This window comes from Flavobacterium sp. WC2430, from assembly GCF_040822075.1.
GTDB lineage: Bacteria > Bacteroidota > Bacteroidia > Flavobacteriales > Flavobacteriaceae > Flavobacterium.
On sequence record NZ_CP162007.1, the window covers coordinates 3150062 to 3168314 of the forward strand.

Annotated in this window: 9 protein-coding genes and 1 pseudogene; 4 read left to right on the forward strand and 6 right to left on the reverse strand. The window is 35.9% G+C overall.

Annotation, left to right across the window (positions count from 1 at the left end):
* Window positions 1-83: 83 nt before the first annotated feature.
* Complete coding sequence (locus AB3G36_RS13740) at window positions 84-581, forward strand: N-acetyltransferase family protein (RefSeq protein WP_367753684.1); 498 nt, start codon at window positions 84-86, stop codon at window positions 579-581.
* A 67-nt stretch (window positions 582-648) separates the two neighbouring features.
* Here the strand turns inward: AB3G36_RS13740 and AB3G36_RS13745 are convergent, their stop codons facing one another.
* The 4 genes and pseudogenes from AB3G36_RS13745 to AB3G36_RS13760 form a co-directional block, all read right to left on the reverse strand.
* Complete coding sequence (locus AB3G36_RS13745) at window positions 649-1236, reverse strand: glutathione peroxidase (protein ID WP_367753686.1); 588 nt, start codon at window positions 1234-1236, stop codon at window positions 649-651.
* Window positions 1237-1405: 169 nt separating this feature from the next.
* Complete coding sequence (locus AB3G36_RS13750; protein WP_367753688.1) at window positions 1406-3619, reverse strand: TonB-dependent receptor; 2214 nt, start codon at window positions 3617-3619, stop codon at window positions 1406-1408.
* 5 nt (window positions 3620-3624) lie between these two features.
* A complete protein-coding gene (locus AB3G36_RS13755; protein ID WP_367753690.1) occupies window positions 3625-4920 on the reverse strand; it encodes a tetratricopeptide repeat protein in 1296 nt (431 codons plus the stop codon).
* A gap of 77 nt (window positions 4921-4997) precedes the next feature.
* A pseudogene (locus tag AB3G36_RS13760) lies at window positions 4998-6224 on the reverse strand (DUF4331 family protein).
* A 231-nt stretch (window positions 6225-6455) separates the two neighbouring features.
* On the opposite strand from AB3G36_RS13760, the gene AB3G36_RS13765 reads away from it, so the two are divergent.
* The 3 genes from AB3G36_RS13765 (at window position 6456) to AB3G36_RS13775 (ending at window position 8897) form a co-directional block, all read left to right on the forward strand.
* Complete coding sequence (locus AB3G36_RS13765; protein ID WP_367753692.1) at window positions 6456-6986, forward strand: RNA polymerase sigma factor; 531 nt, start codon at window positions 6456-6458, stop codon at window positions 6984-6986.
* Window positions 6986-7771: an anti-sigma factor gene (locus AB3G36_RS13770; RefSeq protein WP_367753694.1), complete on the forward strand. Its 786-nt coding sequence runs from the start codon at window positions 6986-6988 to the stop codon at window positions 7769-7771. The genes AB3G36_RS13765 and AB3G36_RS13770 overlap by 1 nt, the downstream gene beginning before the upstream one ends.
* A 181-nt stretch (window positions 7772-7952) precedes the next feature.
* The gene (locus AB3G36_RS13775) at window positions 7953-8897 is read left to right on the forward strand and encodes a tRNA dihydrouridine synthase (protein ID WP_367753696.1); all 945 of its coding nucleotides are present in this window, start codon (window positions 7953-7955) and stop codon (window positions 8895-8897) included.
* 68 nt (window positions 8898-8965) lie between these two features.
* Here AB3G36_RS13775 and AB3G36_RS13780 read toward each other — a convergent pair whose 3' ends face one another.
* Window positions 8966-12052: a LamG-like jellyroll fold domain-containing protein gene (locus tag AB3G36_RS13780; RefSeq protein WP_367753698.1), complete on the reverse strand. Its 3087-nt coding sequence runs from the start codon at window positions 12050-12052 to the stop codon at window positions 8966-8968.
* A 26-nt stretch (window positions 12053-12078) separates the two neighbouring features.
* Complete coding sequence (locus tag AB3G36_RS13785) at window positions 12079-18198, reverse strand: hypothetical protein (protein WP_367753700.1); 6120 nt, start codon at window positions 18196-18198, stop codon at window positions 12079-12081.
* Window positions 18199-18253 lie beyond the last annotated feature (55 nt).

Here is an 18253-nt window from a genome sequence, read left to right on the forward strand (position 1 = left end):
TAACAGCAAAGTTACAAACTTGCGTTCTCTTTTTAGTTCGTTTTAGTTGATTTTTATTAATTTTGACAACAAATAATTACTCTATGAAAATTAAGTTAAGAGCTTATAAAACAGAAGACACACAAGCGATATTAGATATCATCAATTATAATATTCTGAATTCAACCGCTTTGTATGATTATAACCTCCGAAATTATGATCAACAAAAAGTCATTTTAGAAGACAAAATAGCGAAAAACTTCCCTGTTATTGTAGCGGAATTGAATGGTGTAGTCACTGGTTTTGGGATGTATAGCGAGTTTCGATTTCGCGAAGCATATAAATTCACTGTAGAGCATTCTGTATATGTGAATAATGACTTCCATGGTCAAGGAATTGGAAAAATATTGCTTCAGGAATTAATCGAACTGGCTAAAAAACAAGGTTTACACACTATGATTGCCGTTATTGATGCCGAAAATCAAAGTAGCGTAGACTTTCACGAAAAATTTGGTTTCAAAACAGTAGGAATAATAAAAGAATCAGGATTTAAATTTGACCGTTGGTTACATTCTGTTTTTATGCAGTTGATTTTAGAATAAAAAAAAAGCTAATTCACTATTTGGATATCGAAATAGTGAATTAGCTTTAATTCTATTTTTTTTATTATTAGGCTTTAATCCAATTAATAACAGAAGTATCTGTTGGTAACGTTTTTGGAGAAATTACTTTTTCAAGTTCCCCTTTTTCATTTATTAGATATTTTTGAAAATTCCATTCTACATCAGAATCCTGCAATCCGTTTTTAGATTTTTGTGTCAAAAACTGATACATAGCACACATATCATCACCTTTTACGGATACTTTGTCCATCATAGGAAAAGTTACTCCATAATTCAATTGGCAAAAAGAGGCAATTTCTTCATTTGTTCCTGGCTCTTGTGAAGCAAAATTATTTGCAGGAAAACCAACAATTACAAATCCTTTATCCTTGTATTCTTTATAAATAGCTTCCAAGTCTTTGTACTGTGGTGTCAATCCACATTTTGAAGCCGTATTTACAATCATTACCTTTTTTCCTTTCAAAGAGGCAAAATCAAAAGTATTTCCTGATAAATCTTCTACCTTAAACTGGTAAATGTTTTGTTTTTCCATAGCCATTTCGGTTTTGTTTTTATCTCCTTTTTTGCTTTGAGCTTCATTTTTGCAACTAAAAAGTAATAGTGCTGAACAAGCTATAAATAATAGGTTTTTCATATTTAAATTTTTTATAAAAATAAACAAATTGTATTTAGAATAGTTCGTATTAACTTTTTATTAATAATGAACAACTGTTAAAAAAAACCTAGTGCCAAACAAAAAAACACTAGGTTTTCCAACCAAAAACAAACTATCACTTTTATTATTATTATTATTATTATTATTATTAGAATGCATAAGTAATCTTTCCTTTCATATAAAACGGTGTTCCAGGGGTAAAGTGAATTTCTTCTACACTATTGGGTTCGTTTTGTAATCTTGATTCTGTTGCAAACTGTGTTTCGTTCCATTTTGAATTCAATATATTCTCAATAGACACCCCAAAAGTCACCTTGCTATAGGTATAGTTTATATTGAAATCTGCTATAGCATATCCTTTTGCCACTATAGAATTATCTTCATTGGCAGGCCGACTTTTTAAATAACGATACTTCAACCCTCCCGAAAATCCGTTCCATTTTTGAAAACTCAATCCACCAGTAGAGGTGAAATCTGGAGCCAATGGAATGTAATCTTGACCTTTCGGCTCATCAATACTTCGAGCATAAGTATAATTTGCATCAGCATCAAAATACAAATAATCATTTAGCTGATAACGCAAACCTAAATCGACTCCCATGCGCTTTGATTTCCCGCTTGGTTCAATGATTCCAGCATCACCCACATAAACAAATTCTTGTTCTAAATACAAATACCACAAAGCAGAATTCACAATTAGTTTAGGAAATGGTTTCCAAATGGTACCAATATCAGTACCAATAGCTGTTGGTAGAATTTCTTTTCCATTATTTTGAACCACAACGCGTGTATCATTAGAATGAAATCCAATACCTGATTTTACAAAAAACTGCAAATCATTATTTTGAGAATAGATAAAATTCAACTTTGGCGAAATTTTCACTTCCGTTTCTGACTGTGTTTTATAAATTGCAACTAATTTATCTTGGTAATTGAATTTAAAATAGTCCAAACGTACGGCTGGATTGATGAGCAGTTTTCCGAATTTAATTTCCGAATTTAAATACGTAAACCCATTTGCTTCATCAATATCACCTAATTTTATTCTTTCTAATGTTGTACTTCTATTTAAAGTATGTGACAATTCGGTATCCATTGTTGCATCGGCACGAAAACCTACACCCAACTGAAACAATACATCCAAATCAGCATTTTTTATTTTTTTGTTTAACTCCGCATTCATTCCGTAAATATTTCTAATCTCTTTTTGTCTAATTTGATCTCCATTGATAGGATCATCTAAGAAAAAAGTAAAGTTAGAATACAATTCAAATTCATATTTAGAGTAAAAAGCATTGGCTTTCAAAAACGTATTTTCATCAATGGGTTTACTTAATGTCGCAATGATATTAGTTCTTGCCGTAGTTCCGCCTTCCGTATCATCAACTGATCCAAATCTAGAAATAGTACCGTTATCTACCAATCGTTGTGGTATTTGACCACTAGCATCCCACTTACTGGAAAAACGGGAAGCAGAAATAGAAAATTTACTATTATCATCTAATATAGCTGAATATTTTCCTAACAGATTGACCCTATTAAAATTTTGGGGGGAATCAAATGGGCCATCTGTTAGAATATATTCAGTAGCTAGATAGGCGGATTGTTTTTTTTGTTTACCCAATAAGTTGAATAAACCTACTGTTCTTAGTGTATTAAACTGGCCCGCTTCGACACTGATGCTACTTTTGTCTAATTTTTCTTTAGTTTGGAAGGCAACGTATCCTGCGGTTGCAAAATCCCCTTTGTCCGCATAATACGTGCCTTTTCCAAAATCTATTTTTTCTACTGTTTCAGGAATCACAAAATGCAAATCGGCATAACCTTGCCCATGCGCATGCGAAACCATATTTACTTGCATACCATCTACCGAAATTGCAATATCAGTACCATGATCAATGTCAAAACCTCTCAAGAATATTTGTTCAGCCTTCCCTCCACCAGCATGTTGTCCTATGAATAATCCAGGTACTTTTCTAAGAATTTCTTGAGAAGAATTCACTGGAGTAGTTTGCAAATCTATTTTTGAAATAACATTCATCGCTGATAACTTTTGCTGAATAACAATTTCATTCAGTCTAAAAATATCATCTTCCAATACGATTCTAATTTCAGAGTTGGTAATGGTATAATTCTGTTTTTTATAACCCAATGCGTTAATCTTTAAAACATCTGCCAATACCGTTTTATCAATACTAAACATTCCTAATTCATTCGTATGTGCATGACTTTCTGAATTTGTATTTACTACATATGCGTTCTCTATTGGGTTACCAAATTCATCAACTATAGTTCCTTTTTGAACTTGACTGTGGGATACTAATCCAGTTATAGACAGTAGAAGTGCTAAAAAATATCTCATCTGTTTTATAATTGATTTACCTTTTTTTCAAAATTGGGTCCCAATTCATATATACTAGAAAGCAATTCTTTTTTTATAGGAGCTACTTTTTGAGTGTCATTATTCGCTTTGTAAATCATAGCCAAATGGTATTGGACATTAGGTTCAAAAGATTTTCCTAGTACATGTTCTTTAGCAATTTCTAAAGCTTTTTCCTGCTGCCCCATGTTTAAATAAGACCAAGCCAATAAGTCATATGAATCTGGTGTAGGTCGATGATCTACTTCAATTTTTGCAATTTCTAATGCTTTTGCAGCATTTGCTTGATCGTCGGCATAAATTAAAGTGTTGTACTTATTATACATTGCACCATAATTAGTAGCATTCAACATATCGAAATATGATTTTTTATTTAAATCAGCTTCTTTTTTATCACCTTCAAATTGAGCAATTTGAACTTTCAATAAAAAGAAATCTGGGGTATTATGTGTAATTTCAATAGCTTCCACAATTCTTTTTGCTTCGGTTGTATTTCTTTCATGAGAAAATACAATCCAAGCAATTCCTTTTAAAGCATAGGAATAATTGGGATCTATTGCTAATGTTTTTAAATAACTATCATATGATTCTTGGATCATTCCGGCATGACCGTAAAAATCTCCAAGATTTGAATAAGACCATATTTTTAGTGTTTTATTATCTTCTTTTTCTGCTATATCTCTTGCTTTTTCCATGAAAGTAATAGCGGTTTTCAAATCGCCTTTATGGTCATTCCATTTCGCTAAGCGAATCAAATAATCATAATCATTCATGTCTTTTAAAGTATTCAAATTTGTTAAGGCTTCAGGGAAATTCCCTAATTCCATTTGAACATCAAAAAGTAATTTTTGAGTTTCGTTACGTCCTTCGCCAATGGCAAATGCTTTATTGGCCAAAACTAACGCTTCTTTAAAGCGATGTTGTGCAATATAATTTCTTCCTAAAGACCGTAAAGTTGAAACTTTTGAATAATTATTTGCATCATTTGATTGGATCAATAAATCTTCGGTTTTATATAAGTTTTTTATATCACCATTATATTCAAAAAGGGTAGCATATTTTGATGCAATTACATCTAAAAATGTTTTTTGATTTGGTGCTGCATCATATTTAGATTGCCAAAATTCAATTTCTTTATTTGCAAAATCTATTGATTCATTTCCTGCAATATGCAAGTATTTATTGTAATCAGCGGCTTTTGCAATTTGAGTTGTTTTATTATCGCAAGCAAAAATAAAAAGGATTGTAAAAACAAAAATGGGGATTAATTTATACGTTTTCATAATCTATTGTTTGTTATTCATTATTAAAAAAAACAGAGTACTTAATTTATAAAAGCACTCTGTTTTTTTGTTATCTATTACCAAGCAGCTGCTAAGTAAGGGAATGAAGCTGTAAATGGTTTATCATTTGCATCCACGTGATCAGAAGTAAGTCCAGGGTTAGCTGCACCATTTGTACCTCCAAAGATCAATATCAATTCTACATCTATAACGTCATCAGCCAATGCTCTACCTGTTAAAACATTTGTTCCATCGAAGAACGTAGTTTTACCAGTAGTTTTTACGTTTAAAACATCTGTTGCTAGTACTCCAGTAAATTGAGCAGCTGTTAAACCTAATGCATTAGTTGTAAATGCAGGGTTTAAAGCCATTAATCTAGATTGAAAAATAGATTGGTATTTTGCTCCCATTGCAGAAGGAATGGCTGCATTAAAATCGTCTTTAGGTTGACCTGAAGCGATAAAAACAGTATTTATTGCTGGTCTAGCCATTTGATCTTGTTGTACATATGTTCCTGAGAAGTCGGCACTTGCCATAGGATCATTATTATCGTCTTTGTTACAGCTTACTGTAGCTACTGCACATACAAGTGCAAAAGTTATGATTTTGAATTTATTTGATTTCATAATTTTCAATTTTTAAAATAAAATTTATTATTGTTTTTTCTTAGTTTCTGCCCATACATTTAAAGTACTTGCTGTACCTAACATTGCTTTTGGAACCTCAACAACTACTGAAAGTACATTAGATCCTGCAAAAGTATCTGTACCTGGATTGTTGAATCCTGAAGCTGTCCCTCCAAGGATTGCTTGAAATTGACCTAAGTCAAAAAAGAATGGGTCGTCTCTTGGTCCAGCGAAAAATTTCATTCCGTTTTCTGTTGAAGTTACAGCTGAAGCTCCGTATTTAGAAATTGCTACACTTCCAGAAGCTGCACTTGTTTTAATCGTACTAGATGTACCAGTTGTTGTAGGTGCATATGGTCCGAAGAAATACATTTTATCTCCTTTTCTAATTGCTTGTATTACTAAGTCTTCTACATTATCACCTGTATTATCGATATTAATTTCAATCATTACATTTTCATTAAAGGAAGCAGCTGCTGTAGCATTCGGACTTAATAATCCTTGTGTGTTAACTGCAAAAACTAAATTACTAGTTTCTTGTCCTTGAAAAGTGTATACGTCTGTAATGTCTGCTGCATTACCTGTTACTGATGGAGCATCTACGTGATCCGCTGCTACTAGAATTAGACCTGAAATCGCAATTAGCGACAGACCCAATATCATTTTTGTTTTTTTCATTTTGTTATAATTTAAAAGGTTATAAAAGCATTTACGGGAATGTTTCCGATTTGGTTTTAAAATAATTAAAAAAAACTTAATTTTTTTATTAACTTATTGTTAATCAGAATTTTACAATATTAAAAAAAACACAAAATTTTTAAATCCCATTTTTTTTAAATTAGATATTGAATTATTTAATTTAAATCTGAATAAGTTTGTATAAGTTTGTAATAGTTAAACTTATACATTATGACCCAAGAAGATTTATTAGTATTGATTTACAAAAAAGACGAAAGAGCATTTACACATCTATATGATATGTATTCAAAAAGTTTATTTTCTGTCATCAATGTTTTAGTTAGAAATAGAGAAGAGGCCGAAGACGTTCTTCAAGAAGTCTTTATCAAAATATGGAAAAACATTGATTCCTATAATGAAAGCAAAGGTCGATTTTATACTTGGATTCTAAATATTGCCAGAAATACTTCTATAGATAAACTAAGATCTAAAAATTTTAACAATAGCCAAAAAAACCTTTCTTCAGATAATTTCGTAAATCTATTAGACGACAGTAACAAACTCGTCAATAAGGTGGATACAATAGGGATTCAAGAATTTGTAAAAAGATTGAAACCCAAATGTATTCAAATAATAGATTTACTGTTTTTTAAAGGATATACTCAACAAGAAGCTTCGGAAGAGTTGAATATCCCTTTAGGAACGGTAAAAACACACAATCGAAATTGTATAAATGATTTAAGAACTTATTTGAAAGTATAATGGAAAATAAAGAATATATAGACTCCGGTATTTTAGAACTTTACGTGTATGGTCTTCTTAGTGAAGTCGAAAGTGAAGCCGTTGCCACTAAGGCAAAAAACGACAATGAAATTAATGATGAAATCATCGCAATTGAAAAGTCAATTGTAGCATTATCATCTAGCTTCTCCCCTTTTCATTCGGTCGCAAATTATGAAAAAATTAAAGCCAAACTCGAATTAAAACATGCTAAAGTAATCGAATTGGAACCAACTAGAAATTGGTCACAATATATTGGTTGGGCTGCAGCTATACTCCTAATGGTAGGTGTAGGTTACCAGTATAATCAATTAAACCTGACTAATAATCAAGTCGTTAAAACTGAAGTGGAAAAAGTAAAAATGGAGAAAGAACTTCAAACATTAGAACTTCAAAATAAAGCTACTGAAACTAGTTTAGCTGTAGTAAGAGATGTGAAAAATACGGTAGTATCACTTGGTGGTCAAGCGGTTGCACCAGAGTCGTCTGCCAAAGTATATTGGAATAAAGAGACACAAGTGGTTTATGTAGATGCTGCTGGATTACCAGAACCTCCAAAAGGAATGGTGTATCAAGTTTGGGCATTAAAACTAAATCCTTTAACTCCTACAAGTATTGGATTACTTGATAATTTTGATAAAAACAACCAACGTATTTTTGCTGTAAACAGTACTGGTGATGCTGAAGCTTTTGGAATTACGCTGGAGCCTGCCGGAGGAAGCTTGACTCCTACAATGGAACAATTATACACGTTAGGAAAAGTATAATTATTATAAAATTTCAATTCATAAAAAAGCCAGACTTTCTAATTAAAGTCTGGCTTTTTCCATCTTATCAACTCCTTTTTTTAGATGCATTAAAAAACCTAAAAAGACCTTAAATAACATAACTGTTAAATGAAAAGCATTACAATCTAAAGTATGTTATATTTGCATTTTTAAATACTACATGAACTACACCTTACTTTCCTCCCCTTTACAAGGATTTACCGATTTTCGTTTTAGAAACGCACAAAACAAGATTTTTGGTGGAATTGACACTTATTATGCTCCTTATATCCGTTTAAATGGAAAACTAGTTATAAAATCCTCTTATCAGCGTGATTTATTGCCGGAGAACAATTCAGAATTAGAAGTTATTCCACAAATCATAACTAATGATGCCGATGAGTTTTTGTTTGTTTCAAAGTATGTTCAAGAACTAGGCTATAAAGAATTAAATTGGAATTTAGGCTGCCCCTACCCAATGGTTACTAAATGTGGTATGGGATCAGGTTTAATTAGTAACACCGAAAAAATCGAACAGATTTTGCATAAAGTGCAAAACGAATCAGACATTATTGTTTCGATGAAAATGCGCTTAGGCTATGATACTACAGAGGAAATTCTGGATGTATTGCCAATTTTAGAAAAGTACGCAGTAAAAAATGTGGCAATACACGCACGATTAGGGAAACAATTGTACAAAGGTGGAGTACATTTAGAAGCTTTTCAAACTTGCGTAGATCAAAGCAAGGTGAAACTGTATTACAATGGAGACATTACATCCGTAACTAAATTCCATGAAATGCAAGAGCGCTTCCCTTCTATTGACCATTGGATGATCGGAAGAGGTTTAATTGCCGATCCTTTTTTACCTAGTATGATTAAAAATAACACCACCGAATATCCAAAAAATAAAATGGAGCTATTTAGTGAGTTTCATGAAACATTGTATCAAGGATATAGTGAATCGTTATCTGGTTCCACGCATATTCTATTGAAAATGCATCACTTATGGGAATACTTCTCCGTTATCTTTTCAAATCCTCACAAAGTGCACAAAAAAATCAAAAAAGCGAAAAGCATCCGGAATTATGAAGCGGCTGTTATGGAGGTTATAAAAGAGGGTTAAATAATGTACTAAACATGAGTTATGCAATTTTTATATAATTATAATTTGCAGTAAATTTTAAACTACAGCTACAGGCCATACCTTATTTTAAAATGGTTAAAATTTTGAGCAACCTCTGCTGGAGTCAAAACTCTATTATGAACTTGGAAATTCCCAATAGCACCGTCCCACTGATATCCACCGGTAGTACCTCCGATATATAAGTTAGTATTAGCCGAGGCATTTTTATAAACGGCAGTTCCATAAAGCACTCCGTCATAATACACTTTTGCTGTATTAGACACAGCATCGTTAACCACCACATAATTATGCCAATTACCATTTGCTGAAGTTGCAGGTATATTTCCAAAAGGATTATTGGAGCTATCCCAGGTATTCCAACTCAGAACGTTGCCGCTGAAAAATAAATCTGGACCAGCACCATCATTTCCAGCGTTAAACAACATTTTATTTGAATTAGTATTGGTTGATTTTGCCCAAACTGAAAATGTACATGAAGCTGTTTTTGTAAGTGGTGCATTTACATAAGTATTGGAACCATTAAACACTAGATTACCACCATCAGAAGAATTATAAACAGGGTTATTTATTAATGTCCCATTATTTCCCAAACCACTTAAATCCGTCCAAGTCGTTCCGGAACCAGGATAACTGGTGGTATTGCCAGCATCTAAATGCATAACCAAGTCAGTTGTTAAATCGTACGTTTTTGATTGTATAGTGAGCCCATTTTTATCAACCCCAAAATCACCACCTATAGCTCCATTTTTATTTACATAATTAGTTTTAGAGGTCGTTAGCTCCCCATTTTTAGTTAAAACTGAAATATTATTTACCGTCAAAATAGATGCGATACTTCCACTACAATAGGTTCCATCAAGATCTTGCGTAGCTGTGATAGTAGTACTTCCAGCAGCTATAATATTTATTGTTGTTCCGCTTACTGTAGCTACTGATAAATTACTACTAGTATAAGTAAAGGCTCCAGAACTATTACTAGTTGGCTGATAAACAGTATATTTACTATCAAAATAAGTCTTATTAACAGCATTAAAATTACTAAGAGCAGGCGATAAACAGCTAATAATAGTTACAGAAATTGCTTTTCTTGTACTTTCACAACTACTAACCGTTTGAGTTACATAATAAGTCGCTGATGTTAAAGTAGTATTTGCTTGCAAAGGACTTCCTCCTGTATCAGCTAAGTACCATTTAATATTTGTACCTGTTGCAACCAAATCTGCAACCGTAGCTGGAGAATTATGATTTTGATCGCTTGCTATAGGCTCTGATGGTGGGGTGCAAGGAGTAGTTCTAGAGTACGAAAATCCACCTCCATTTCCGGAGTCAGTCCATGAAAGAAATTTTAATTCTAAAAAAATATTTTCAGCTATTAAATGAACCACATACGTTTTATTTACACTAGTAGGAGGAGAATAATTAACAGCTTGTTGCCAAGTTCTATAAGTTAAGTTTGCATAGTTTGACAATAAACCCTCTGCCCATTCCGTATTTGAAGGAGAACTTCCTCCGAACCTACTTTCTGCAGCGATATTAAATAAGCCTTGGTCATCTGCTCTAGTAATCTTTACCGTATTAGTTAGAACATCCTGATTTTGAACTAGGTTATAATTAGCATAGTCAGCCTTACTAAACGTTATTATATTTCCATTCCAAATTATAGGATTTGTTGTAATTTTGATTGCTCCTGATGGATTACTTACCAAAACAGTATTATTACCAGAGATAACGACGTAGTAATAATTAGTACCTAAATCAGTACTATCAGGGGTATAAGAATTATTTGTAGCTCCAGTAATTAGTGTTCCACCAGTATTGGTTTTACTTACGTTTTTATACCATTGATAAGTAATACTACTTCCTGTTGCTACAACACTTAAACTATTTACAGTATTATTTTGAATTACTGTTTGATTACTAGTTGAAGGCTGACTAGTAATTTCAATACCAACTCGTACATATCCAGAAACATTGCTAGAACAGGTAATTGTTGCTGTGGAAATAATTGCATAGTAGTATAAAGTTCCCTCATTAGTGGCACTTGGTGTATAATTGTTATTTGTTTCTCCAGAAAGTAATGTTCCTCCTGAATTAGATTTTATATTATTACTATACCATTGATATGTTGCTGTAGGATCATTAGATAAAACACTTAAAGTAGTAGGAGACCCCCCCAATACAACTGACTGGTTATTTGAGTTAGGTTGGGTATCTAATAAGCAAATACTGTAGTAATTACCTTGATTGTTTTCAATTTTTTGACGTGGGTTAGCTAATACTGCCGCAAATAATATTAACTCACTAACATTTCCATTGTAAAATACTTGTCCACCACTAAAAGTTTGATTTGCCCCTATTGCTACCGATGTCACAGCAGAAGAAGTTCCAGTGTTAAGATTTACAGTGCCATCACTGGCACTATTGGCATATAAATTCATTTGCCCATTTATACTATTTCTGGTCCAGGAATGTATCCTTATAACATTATCGTTTACTGCGGCATTTCCTCCTAATGACTTATCAGAGGGACCGTTTCCTGCAGTGAATTTATTATTGTAAATACCGTACGCGAAGTCAGTAGTACCGCCAGGTTGTTCAGAACCAAAGATACCGTTCATATTATACCAACTTCCGCCACCGCCACTTCGTGTGTTTAAACTCGAGGCTTTATAAACAAGACAACCTGTTAAATCATTATTAAACGTAGTGGATGTTACGACTAAAAATTGCGAACCTGAAAAAATAATACTAGGTAATCCATTCGCTCTTTCAATAACTCCTGCAGTAATAATTTTTGGTTGATTTAGGAGTATATTTTGAACTGCATTTTTACCATTCCCACTTTGATCATACCATATAGTTACAAATCCATCATTAGCTCCTACAAAGGCCAATAATGAAGCTGTATCTAAATCTCCATTACCATCAAAACTTATACCTTGAGTAGCGTTATCGTTACTACGACGCACTTGAATGGCATCGCCAACGTAGGAGGAACTTAATTTCCGTAAACTATAGGCTACAGCAGCTGGTGTTGTGTTGTCTAAACCTAAAACATCTAAAGAATTTTGAGCATATCCTTGAGAAATGACAAAAATCAAAAAAAAGTAAAATATTTTTTTATAAAACTTCATAGTGTAACTATTTTATTAGCGCTGTATTAATAAAAATAATCAAACTGAATTCTATCACTTACTGATAATGAATATCCACCATTATTAGTTGGATTATACGTTAATGTACCAGTTGACAAGGAATAAGCTGTATTACTAATTCTAATTCCATTCACATACATCTTTACTTTACTATTTAATGATGGAACTTGAGTCAAAGTAAAACTAGTTTGACTAGCTGTTGCCGAAAATTCATCTGCAACTTCTCGAACAGGAGTTGCTGCCACAGAGACAGAACCATCTGCCATTAAATATTGTGATGATGTACCTCCTGATTTTATATAAGAAGCCGCGGTTAGGTCTCCGCTAGTATTTAAATCTGAATCAAATGTCTTAGTTCCAGATATTGTTTGGGTAGTCGTCAGGTCAACAAAATTTTGACTTGATGAACCCGTTCCTCCATTAGCAATTGCAACTATTCCTGTTACATTAGTAGCATTATCACTGCTTGTGAGATAAACATTAGTATCAGTACTTCCATCTGCTTTTAAAAATTGGGAAGAAGTTCCTCCATCCATTATAAACGAAGTTGCAGTTACCGAACTAGTGAATCGGCCATCACCTTCAACATCTAATTGATATAATGGGGTATAGTTTGCTCCTATACCAAATCTTCCATTATTATCAATTGTTAATCTTCTACAACAACCGCCCTGAACCAAAGTAACTCCAGATCCAAACGGTGCAAAATCCCATGTACTAGACCCCGTTAAAGTTAATGACGAAACTTTAAAATTAGATGAAAAGTCTCCAGTTGTACCGCTTAAAGAACCACTTAAGGCTCCACCGGTTAAGGGTAAAAAATTACTACCAGAAGTGGTAATTGCACTCGTTACATATTCAGTTGTAGCTATTTGTGTCGAATTAGTTGAAGATGCAGCTGTTGGAGCAAATGGAGTTCCCGTAAAGGTTGGTGAATCCAAATCAGCTTTCAATAAATCAGCATTGATACGATTTGTAGTTTCTGTAGCCAAATTGGTCTCGATAGCAGATTCAGAGGCTAAGGCTCTACTGCTTTCGTCTAAAATGGATGTAGCATTTGCCGTTTCAACTGTTGTTGCTCTAGTACTTTCATTTGAAATAGCTGTAGCATTTGCCGTTTCAGCGGTTGTTGCTCTGGTACTTTCATCTAAAATAGCGGTAGCATTTGCTGCTTCGGCTGTTGTTGCTCTAGTACTTTCATCCAAAATGGCTGTAGCGTTCGCTGTTTCAACTGTTGTTGCTCTTGTGCTTTCATCTAAAATAGCTGTAGCGTTTGCGGTTTCAGCTGTTATTGCTCTAGTTGTTTCTGAACTAATTGCAGTATCATTTGCCGTTTCAGCTGTTGTTGCTCTAGTGTTTTCGTTTGAAATAGCTATAGCATTTGCGGTTTCGGCTGTCGTTGCTCTGGTACTTTCATCTGAAATTGCGGTAGCGTTCGCCGTTTCAGCTGTTGTTGCTCTAGTGCTTTCGTCTGAAATAGCTGTCGCATTCGCCGTTTCGGCTGTTGTTGCTCTAGTACTTTCGTCTAAAATGGCTGTAGCGTTCGCCGTTTCGGCAGTCGTTGCTCTGGTACTTTCGTCTGAAATAGCTGTCGCATTCGCCGTTTCAGCTGTCGTTGCTCTGGTACTTTCGTCTGAAATAGCTGTCGCATTCGCCGTTTCAGCTGTTGTTGCTCTAGTACTTTCGTCTGAAATAGCTGTCGCATTCGCCGTTTCGGCTGTCGTTGCTCTGGTACTTTCGTCTAAAATAGCTGTAGCGTTCGCCGTTTCAGCTGTCGTTGCTCTGGTACTTTCGTCTGAAATAGCTGTAGCGTTCGCCATTTCAGCGGTTGTTGCTCTAGTACTTTCGTCTAAAATGGCTGTAGCGTTCGCCGTTTCAGCTGTTGTTGCTCTAGTGCTTTCGTCTAAAATAGCTGTAGCGTTCGCCGTTTCAGCTGTTGATGCTCTAGTGCTTTCGTCTAAAATAGCTGTAGCGTTCGCCATTTCAGCGGTTGTTGCTCTAGTACTTTCGTCTAAAATGGCTGTAGCGTTCGCCGTTTCGGCTGTCGTTGCTCTGGTACTTTCGTCTGAAATAGCTGTCGCATTCGCCGTTTCAGCTGTTGTTGCTCTAGTACTTTCGTCTAAAATGGCTGTAGCGTTTGCCGTTTCAGCTGTTGTTGCTCTGGTACTTTCATCTAAAATGGCTGTGGCATTCGTCGTTTCGGCTGTCGTTGCTCTAGTGCTTTCGTCTAAAATAGCTGTAGCGTTCGCCGTTTCAGCTGTTGATGCTCTAGTGCTTTCGTCTGAAATTGCTGTCGCATTCGCCGTTTCAGCTGTTGTTGCTCTAGTACTTTCGTCTAAAATGGCTGTAGCGTTTGCCGTTTCAGCTGTTGTTGCTCTGGTACTTTCATCTAAAATGGCTGTGGCATTCGTCGTTTCGGCTGTCGTTGCTCTAGTGCTTTCGTCTAAAATAGCTGTAGCGTTCGCCGTTTCAGCTGTTGATGCTCTAGTGCTTTCGTCTGAAATTGCTGTAGCATTTGCCATTTCAGCGGTTGTTGCTCTGGTGCTTTCATCTAAAATAGCTGTGCCGTTTGCCATTTCAGCGGTCATTGCTCTAGTACTTTCGGCTGTAATGGCTGTAGCATTTGCTGCTTCAGCTGTTGTTGCTCTAGTGCTTTCGTCTAAAATGGCTGTAACGTTTGTTGCTTCTGCTAAACTCGCTCTGGTTGTCTCTGTTGAAATTGCTGTAGCGTTAGTTAATTCGGCTACTGTAGCTCTGGTGCTTTCGTCTGAAATCGCTGTCGCATTTGTAGCTTCAGCCAAACTCGCTCTGGTTGATTCCGTTGTGATTGCTGTAGCGTTAGTTAATTCGGCTGCTGTAGCTCTGGTGCTTTCGTCCGAAATCGCTGTCGCATTTGTAGCTTCTGCTAAACTCGCTCTGGTTGTTTCTGTTGAAACTGCCGTTGCGTTAATTAATTCAGCTGCTGTAGCTCTGGTACTTTCGTCCAAAATAGCTGCAGCATTTGTTGCCTCTGCTAAACTCGCTCTGGTTGTTTCTGTTGAAATTGCCGTTGTATTTGTAGCTTCTGCTAAACTCGCTCTGGTTGATTCCGTTGTGATTGCTGTAGCGTTAGTTAATTCAGCTGTTGTAGCTCTGGTACTTTCGTCTGAAATCGCTGTCGCATTTGTGGTTTCTGCCGTTGTTGCTCTAGTGCTTTCGTCTAAAATGGCTGTAGCGTTTGCTGTTTCAGCTGTTGTTGCTCTGGTACTTTCATCTAAAATGGCTGTGGCATTCGTCGTTTCGGCTGTCGTTGCTCTAGTGCTTTCGTCTGAAATTGCTGTAGCATTTGCCGTTTCAGCTGTTGATGCTCTAGTGCTTTCATCTAAAATGGCTGTGGCATTCGTCGTTTCGGCTGTCGTTGCTCTAGTGCTTTCGTCTGAAATTGCTGTAGCATTTGCCGTTTCAGCTGTTGATGCTCTAGTGCTTTCGTCTGAAATTGCTGTAGCATTTGCCGTTTCGGCTGTTGTTGCTCTAATACTTTCGTCTGAAATAGCTGTAGCATTTGCCGTTTCAGCCGTTGTTGCTCTGGTACTTTCGTCTGAAATAGCTGTCGCATTCGCCATTTCGGCTGTTGTTGCTCTGGTACTTTCATCTGAAATTGCGGTAGCATTTGCCGTTTCAGCCGTTGTTGCTCTGGTACTTTCGTCTAAAATAGCTGTAGCATTCGCCGTTTCGGCTGTTATTGCTCTAGTAATTTCGTCTGTGATCGCCGTAACGTTTGCAGTTTCAGCCGTTGTTGCTCTCGTACTTTCGTCTAAAATGGCTGTAGCATTTGCTGTTTCAGCTGTTGTTGCTCTAGTACTTTCGTCTAAAATGGCTGTAGCGTTCGCCGTTTCGGCTGTCGTTGCTCTGGTACTTTCGTCTGAAATAGCTGTCGCATTTGTAGCTTCAGCCAAACTCGCTCTGGTTGATTCCGTTGTGATTGCTGTAGCGTTAGTTAATTCGGCTGCTATAGCTCTGGTGCTTTCGTCCGAAATCGCTGTCGCATTTGTAGCTTCTGCTAAACTCGCTCTGGTTGTTTCTGTTGAAACTGCCGTTGCGTTAATTAATTCAGCTGTTGTAGCTCTGGTACTTTCGTCTGAAATCGCTGTCGCATTTGTGGTTTCTGCCGTTGTTGCTCTAGTGCTTTCGTCTGAGATTGCTGTGGCATTTGCCGTTTCAGCTGTTGTTGCTCTAGTACTTTCGTCTAAAATGGCTGTAGCATTTGCCGTTTCAGCCGTTGTTGCTCTGGTACTTTCATCTGAAATTGCGGTAGCGTTCGCCGTTTCAGCTGTTGTTGCTCTAGTGCTTTCGTCTAAAATGGCTGTAGCATTTGCCGTTTCAGCCGTTGTTGCTCTGGTACTTTCATCTGAAATTGCGGTAGCGTTCGCCGTTTCAGCTGTTGTTGCTCTAGTGCTTTCGTCTGAAATTGCTGTAGCATTTGCCGTTTCAGCCGTTGTTGCTCTAGTACTTTCGTCTAAAATGGCTGTAGCATTTGCCGTTTCAGCCGTTGTTGCTCTGGTACTTTCATCTGAAATTGCTGTAGCATTTGCCGTTTCGGCTGTTGTTGCTCTAATACTTTCGTCTGAAATAGCTGTCGCATTCGCCATTTCGGCTGTTGTTGCTCTGGTACTTTCATCTGAAATTGCGGTAGCATTTGCCGTTTCAGCCGTTGTTGCTCTGGTACTTTCGTCTAAAATAGCTGTAGCATTCGCCGTTTCGGCTGTTATTGCTCTAGTAATTTCGTCTGAAATTGCGGTAGCATTTGCCGTTTCAGCTGTTGATGCTCTCGTACTTTCGTCTGAAATCGCTGTCGCATTTGTGGTTTCTGCCGTTGTTGCTCTAGTGCTTTCGTCTGAGATTGCTGTGGCATTTGCCGTTTCAGCTGTTGTTGCTCTAGTACTTTCGTCTAAAATGGCTGTAGTATTTGCCGTTTCAGCCGTTGTTGCTCTGGTACTTTCATCTGAAATTGCGGTAGCGTTCGCCGTTTCAGCTGTTGTTGCTCTAGTGCTTTCGTCTGAAATTGCTGTAGCATTTGCCGTTTCAGCTGTTGTTGCTCTAGTACTTTCGTCTAAAATGGCTGTAGCATTTGCCGTTTCGGCTGTTGTTGCTCTAGTACTTTCGTCTAAAATAGCTGTAGCATTTGCCGTTTCAGCCGTTGTTGCTCTGGTACTTTCGTCTAAAATAGCTGTAGCATTCGCCGTTTCGGCTGTTATTGCTCTAGTACTTTCGTCTGAAATAGCTGTAGTATTTGCAGTTTCAGCCGTTGTTGCTCTCGTACTTTCGTCTAAAATGGCTGTAGCATTTGCTGTTTCAGCTGTTGTTGCTCTAGTGCTTTCGTCTGAAATTGCTGTAGCATTTGCCATTTCAGCGGTTGTTGCTCTAAGTACTTCTGCCGCTAAGGCTACTGCTGTAGAATTTGAACTATTATCAATATATGTTTTAACTGATTTTACACTTGGGTACTTTGTATCTGATGCCCCATCAGTAGCAAAATCAATGCTTTTATTAACTAAACTTTCTTTTCCATTTAAAGAAGATTGTGTTAAACTACTTATTGGTTTATCTAAATCGCTGGTATTATCAACATTTTCAATTTCAAAATTACTTTTAACACCATAAACTGTAGTGGCATTTGTTCCGCCATTTTCAATAGAAACAATACCTGTGACGTTTTCAGCATTTTGAGACGAAAAAGCAAATGGAACGTAGTTAAACGGCTGGTTGCTAATCTCTGTATAACTAGAACAATTCCCATCTGTATTTATTCCAACAACTAAACTTTTATTTGATGAATTCCAAACCACTGCTTTGAAAGAATCGGCATAGCCAGCTGTTTGTAAACCCGAACCAATAATTAAGTTAACCATTCCAAATAGATCGGTTGTGGTTTGAACTGTTTCCTGGTATTCAATATTTGAAAATTCATCAATGAATTTAAAAACCATACAAATATCTTTTTCAACTAAAGGCAGGTTGGGATTGATTACCCCAGAAGATTGGTTAGCCTGCGTATTCATTATTACGGCTTGGTATGTAATTCCATTAGTTTGTGCAAAATTTTTAGTTGCAACAAAAAACAGTAATAGTATAATTATTTTTTTCATGATGAAATGAATTAATATTGAAATGAACTTTTAAAACTAATTGATGTATAGTTAA

What these genes read in the sequence shown, in the direction of transcription:
- AB3G36_RS13745 (WP_367753686.1), bottom strand. Translation starts at nt 1,236, where the DNA reads ATGAAAAACCTATTATTTATAGCTTGTTCAGCACTATTACTTTTTAGT.
- AB3G36_RS13740 (WP_367753684.1), top strand. Translation starts at nt 84, where the DNA reads ATGAAAATTAAGTTAAGAGCTTATAAAACAGAAGACACACAAGCGATA.
- AB3G36_RS13755 (WP_367753690.1), bottom strand. Translation starts at nt 4,920, where the DNA reads ATGAAAACGTATAAATTAATCCCCATTTTTGTTTTTACAATCCTTTTT.
- AB3G36_RS13770 (WP_367753694.1), top strand. Translation starts at nt 6,986, where the DNA reads ATGGAAAATAAAGAATATATAGACTCCGGTATTTTAGAACTTTACGTG.
- AB3G36_RS13775 (WP_367753696.1), top strand. Translation starts at nt 7,953, where the DNA reads ATGAACTACACCTTACTTTCCTCCCCTTTACAAGGATTTACCGATTTT.
- AB3G36_RS13750 (WP_367753688.1), bottom strand. Translation starts at nt 3,619, where the DNA reads ATGAGATATTTTTTAGCACTTCTACTGTCTATAACTGGATTAGTATCC.
- AB3G36_RS13765 (WP_367753692.1), top strand. Translation starts at nt 6,456, where the DNA reads ATGACCCAAGAAGATTTATTAGTATTGATTTACAAAAAAGACGAAAGA.
- AB3G36_RS13780 (WP_367753698.1), bottom strand. Translation starts at nt 12,052, where the DNA reads ATGAAGTTTTATAAAAAAATATTTTACTTTTTTTTGATTTTTGTCATT.
- AB3G36_RS13785 (WP_367753700.1), bottom strand. Translation starts at nt 18,198, where the DNA reads ATGAAAAAAATAATTATACTATTACTGTTTTTTGTTGCAACTAAAAAT.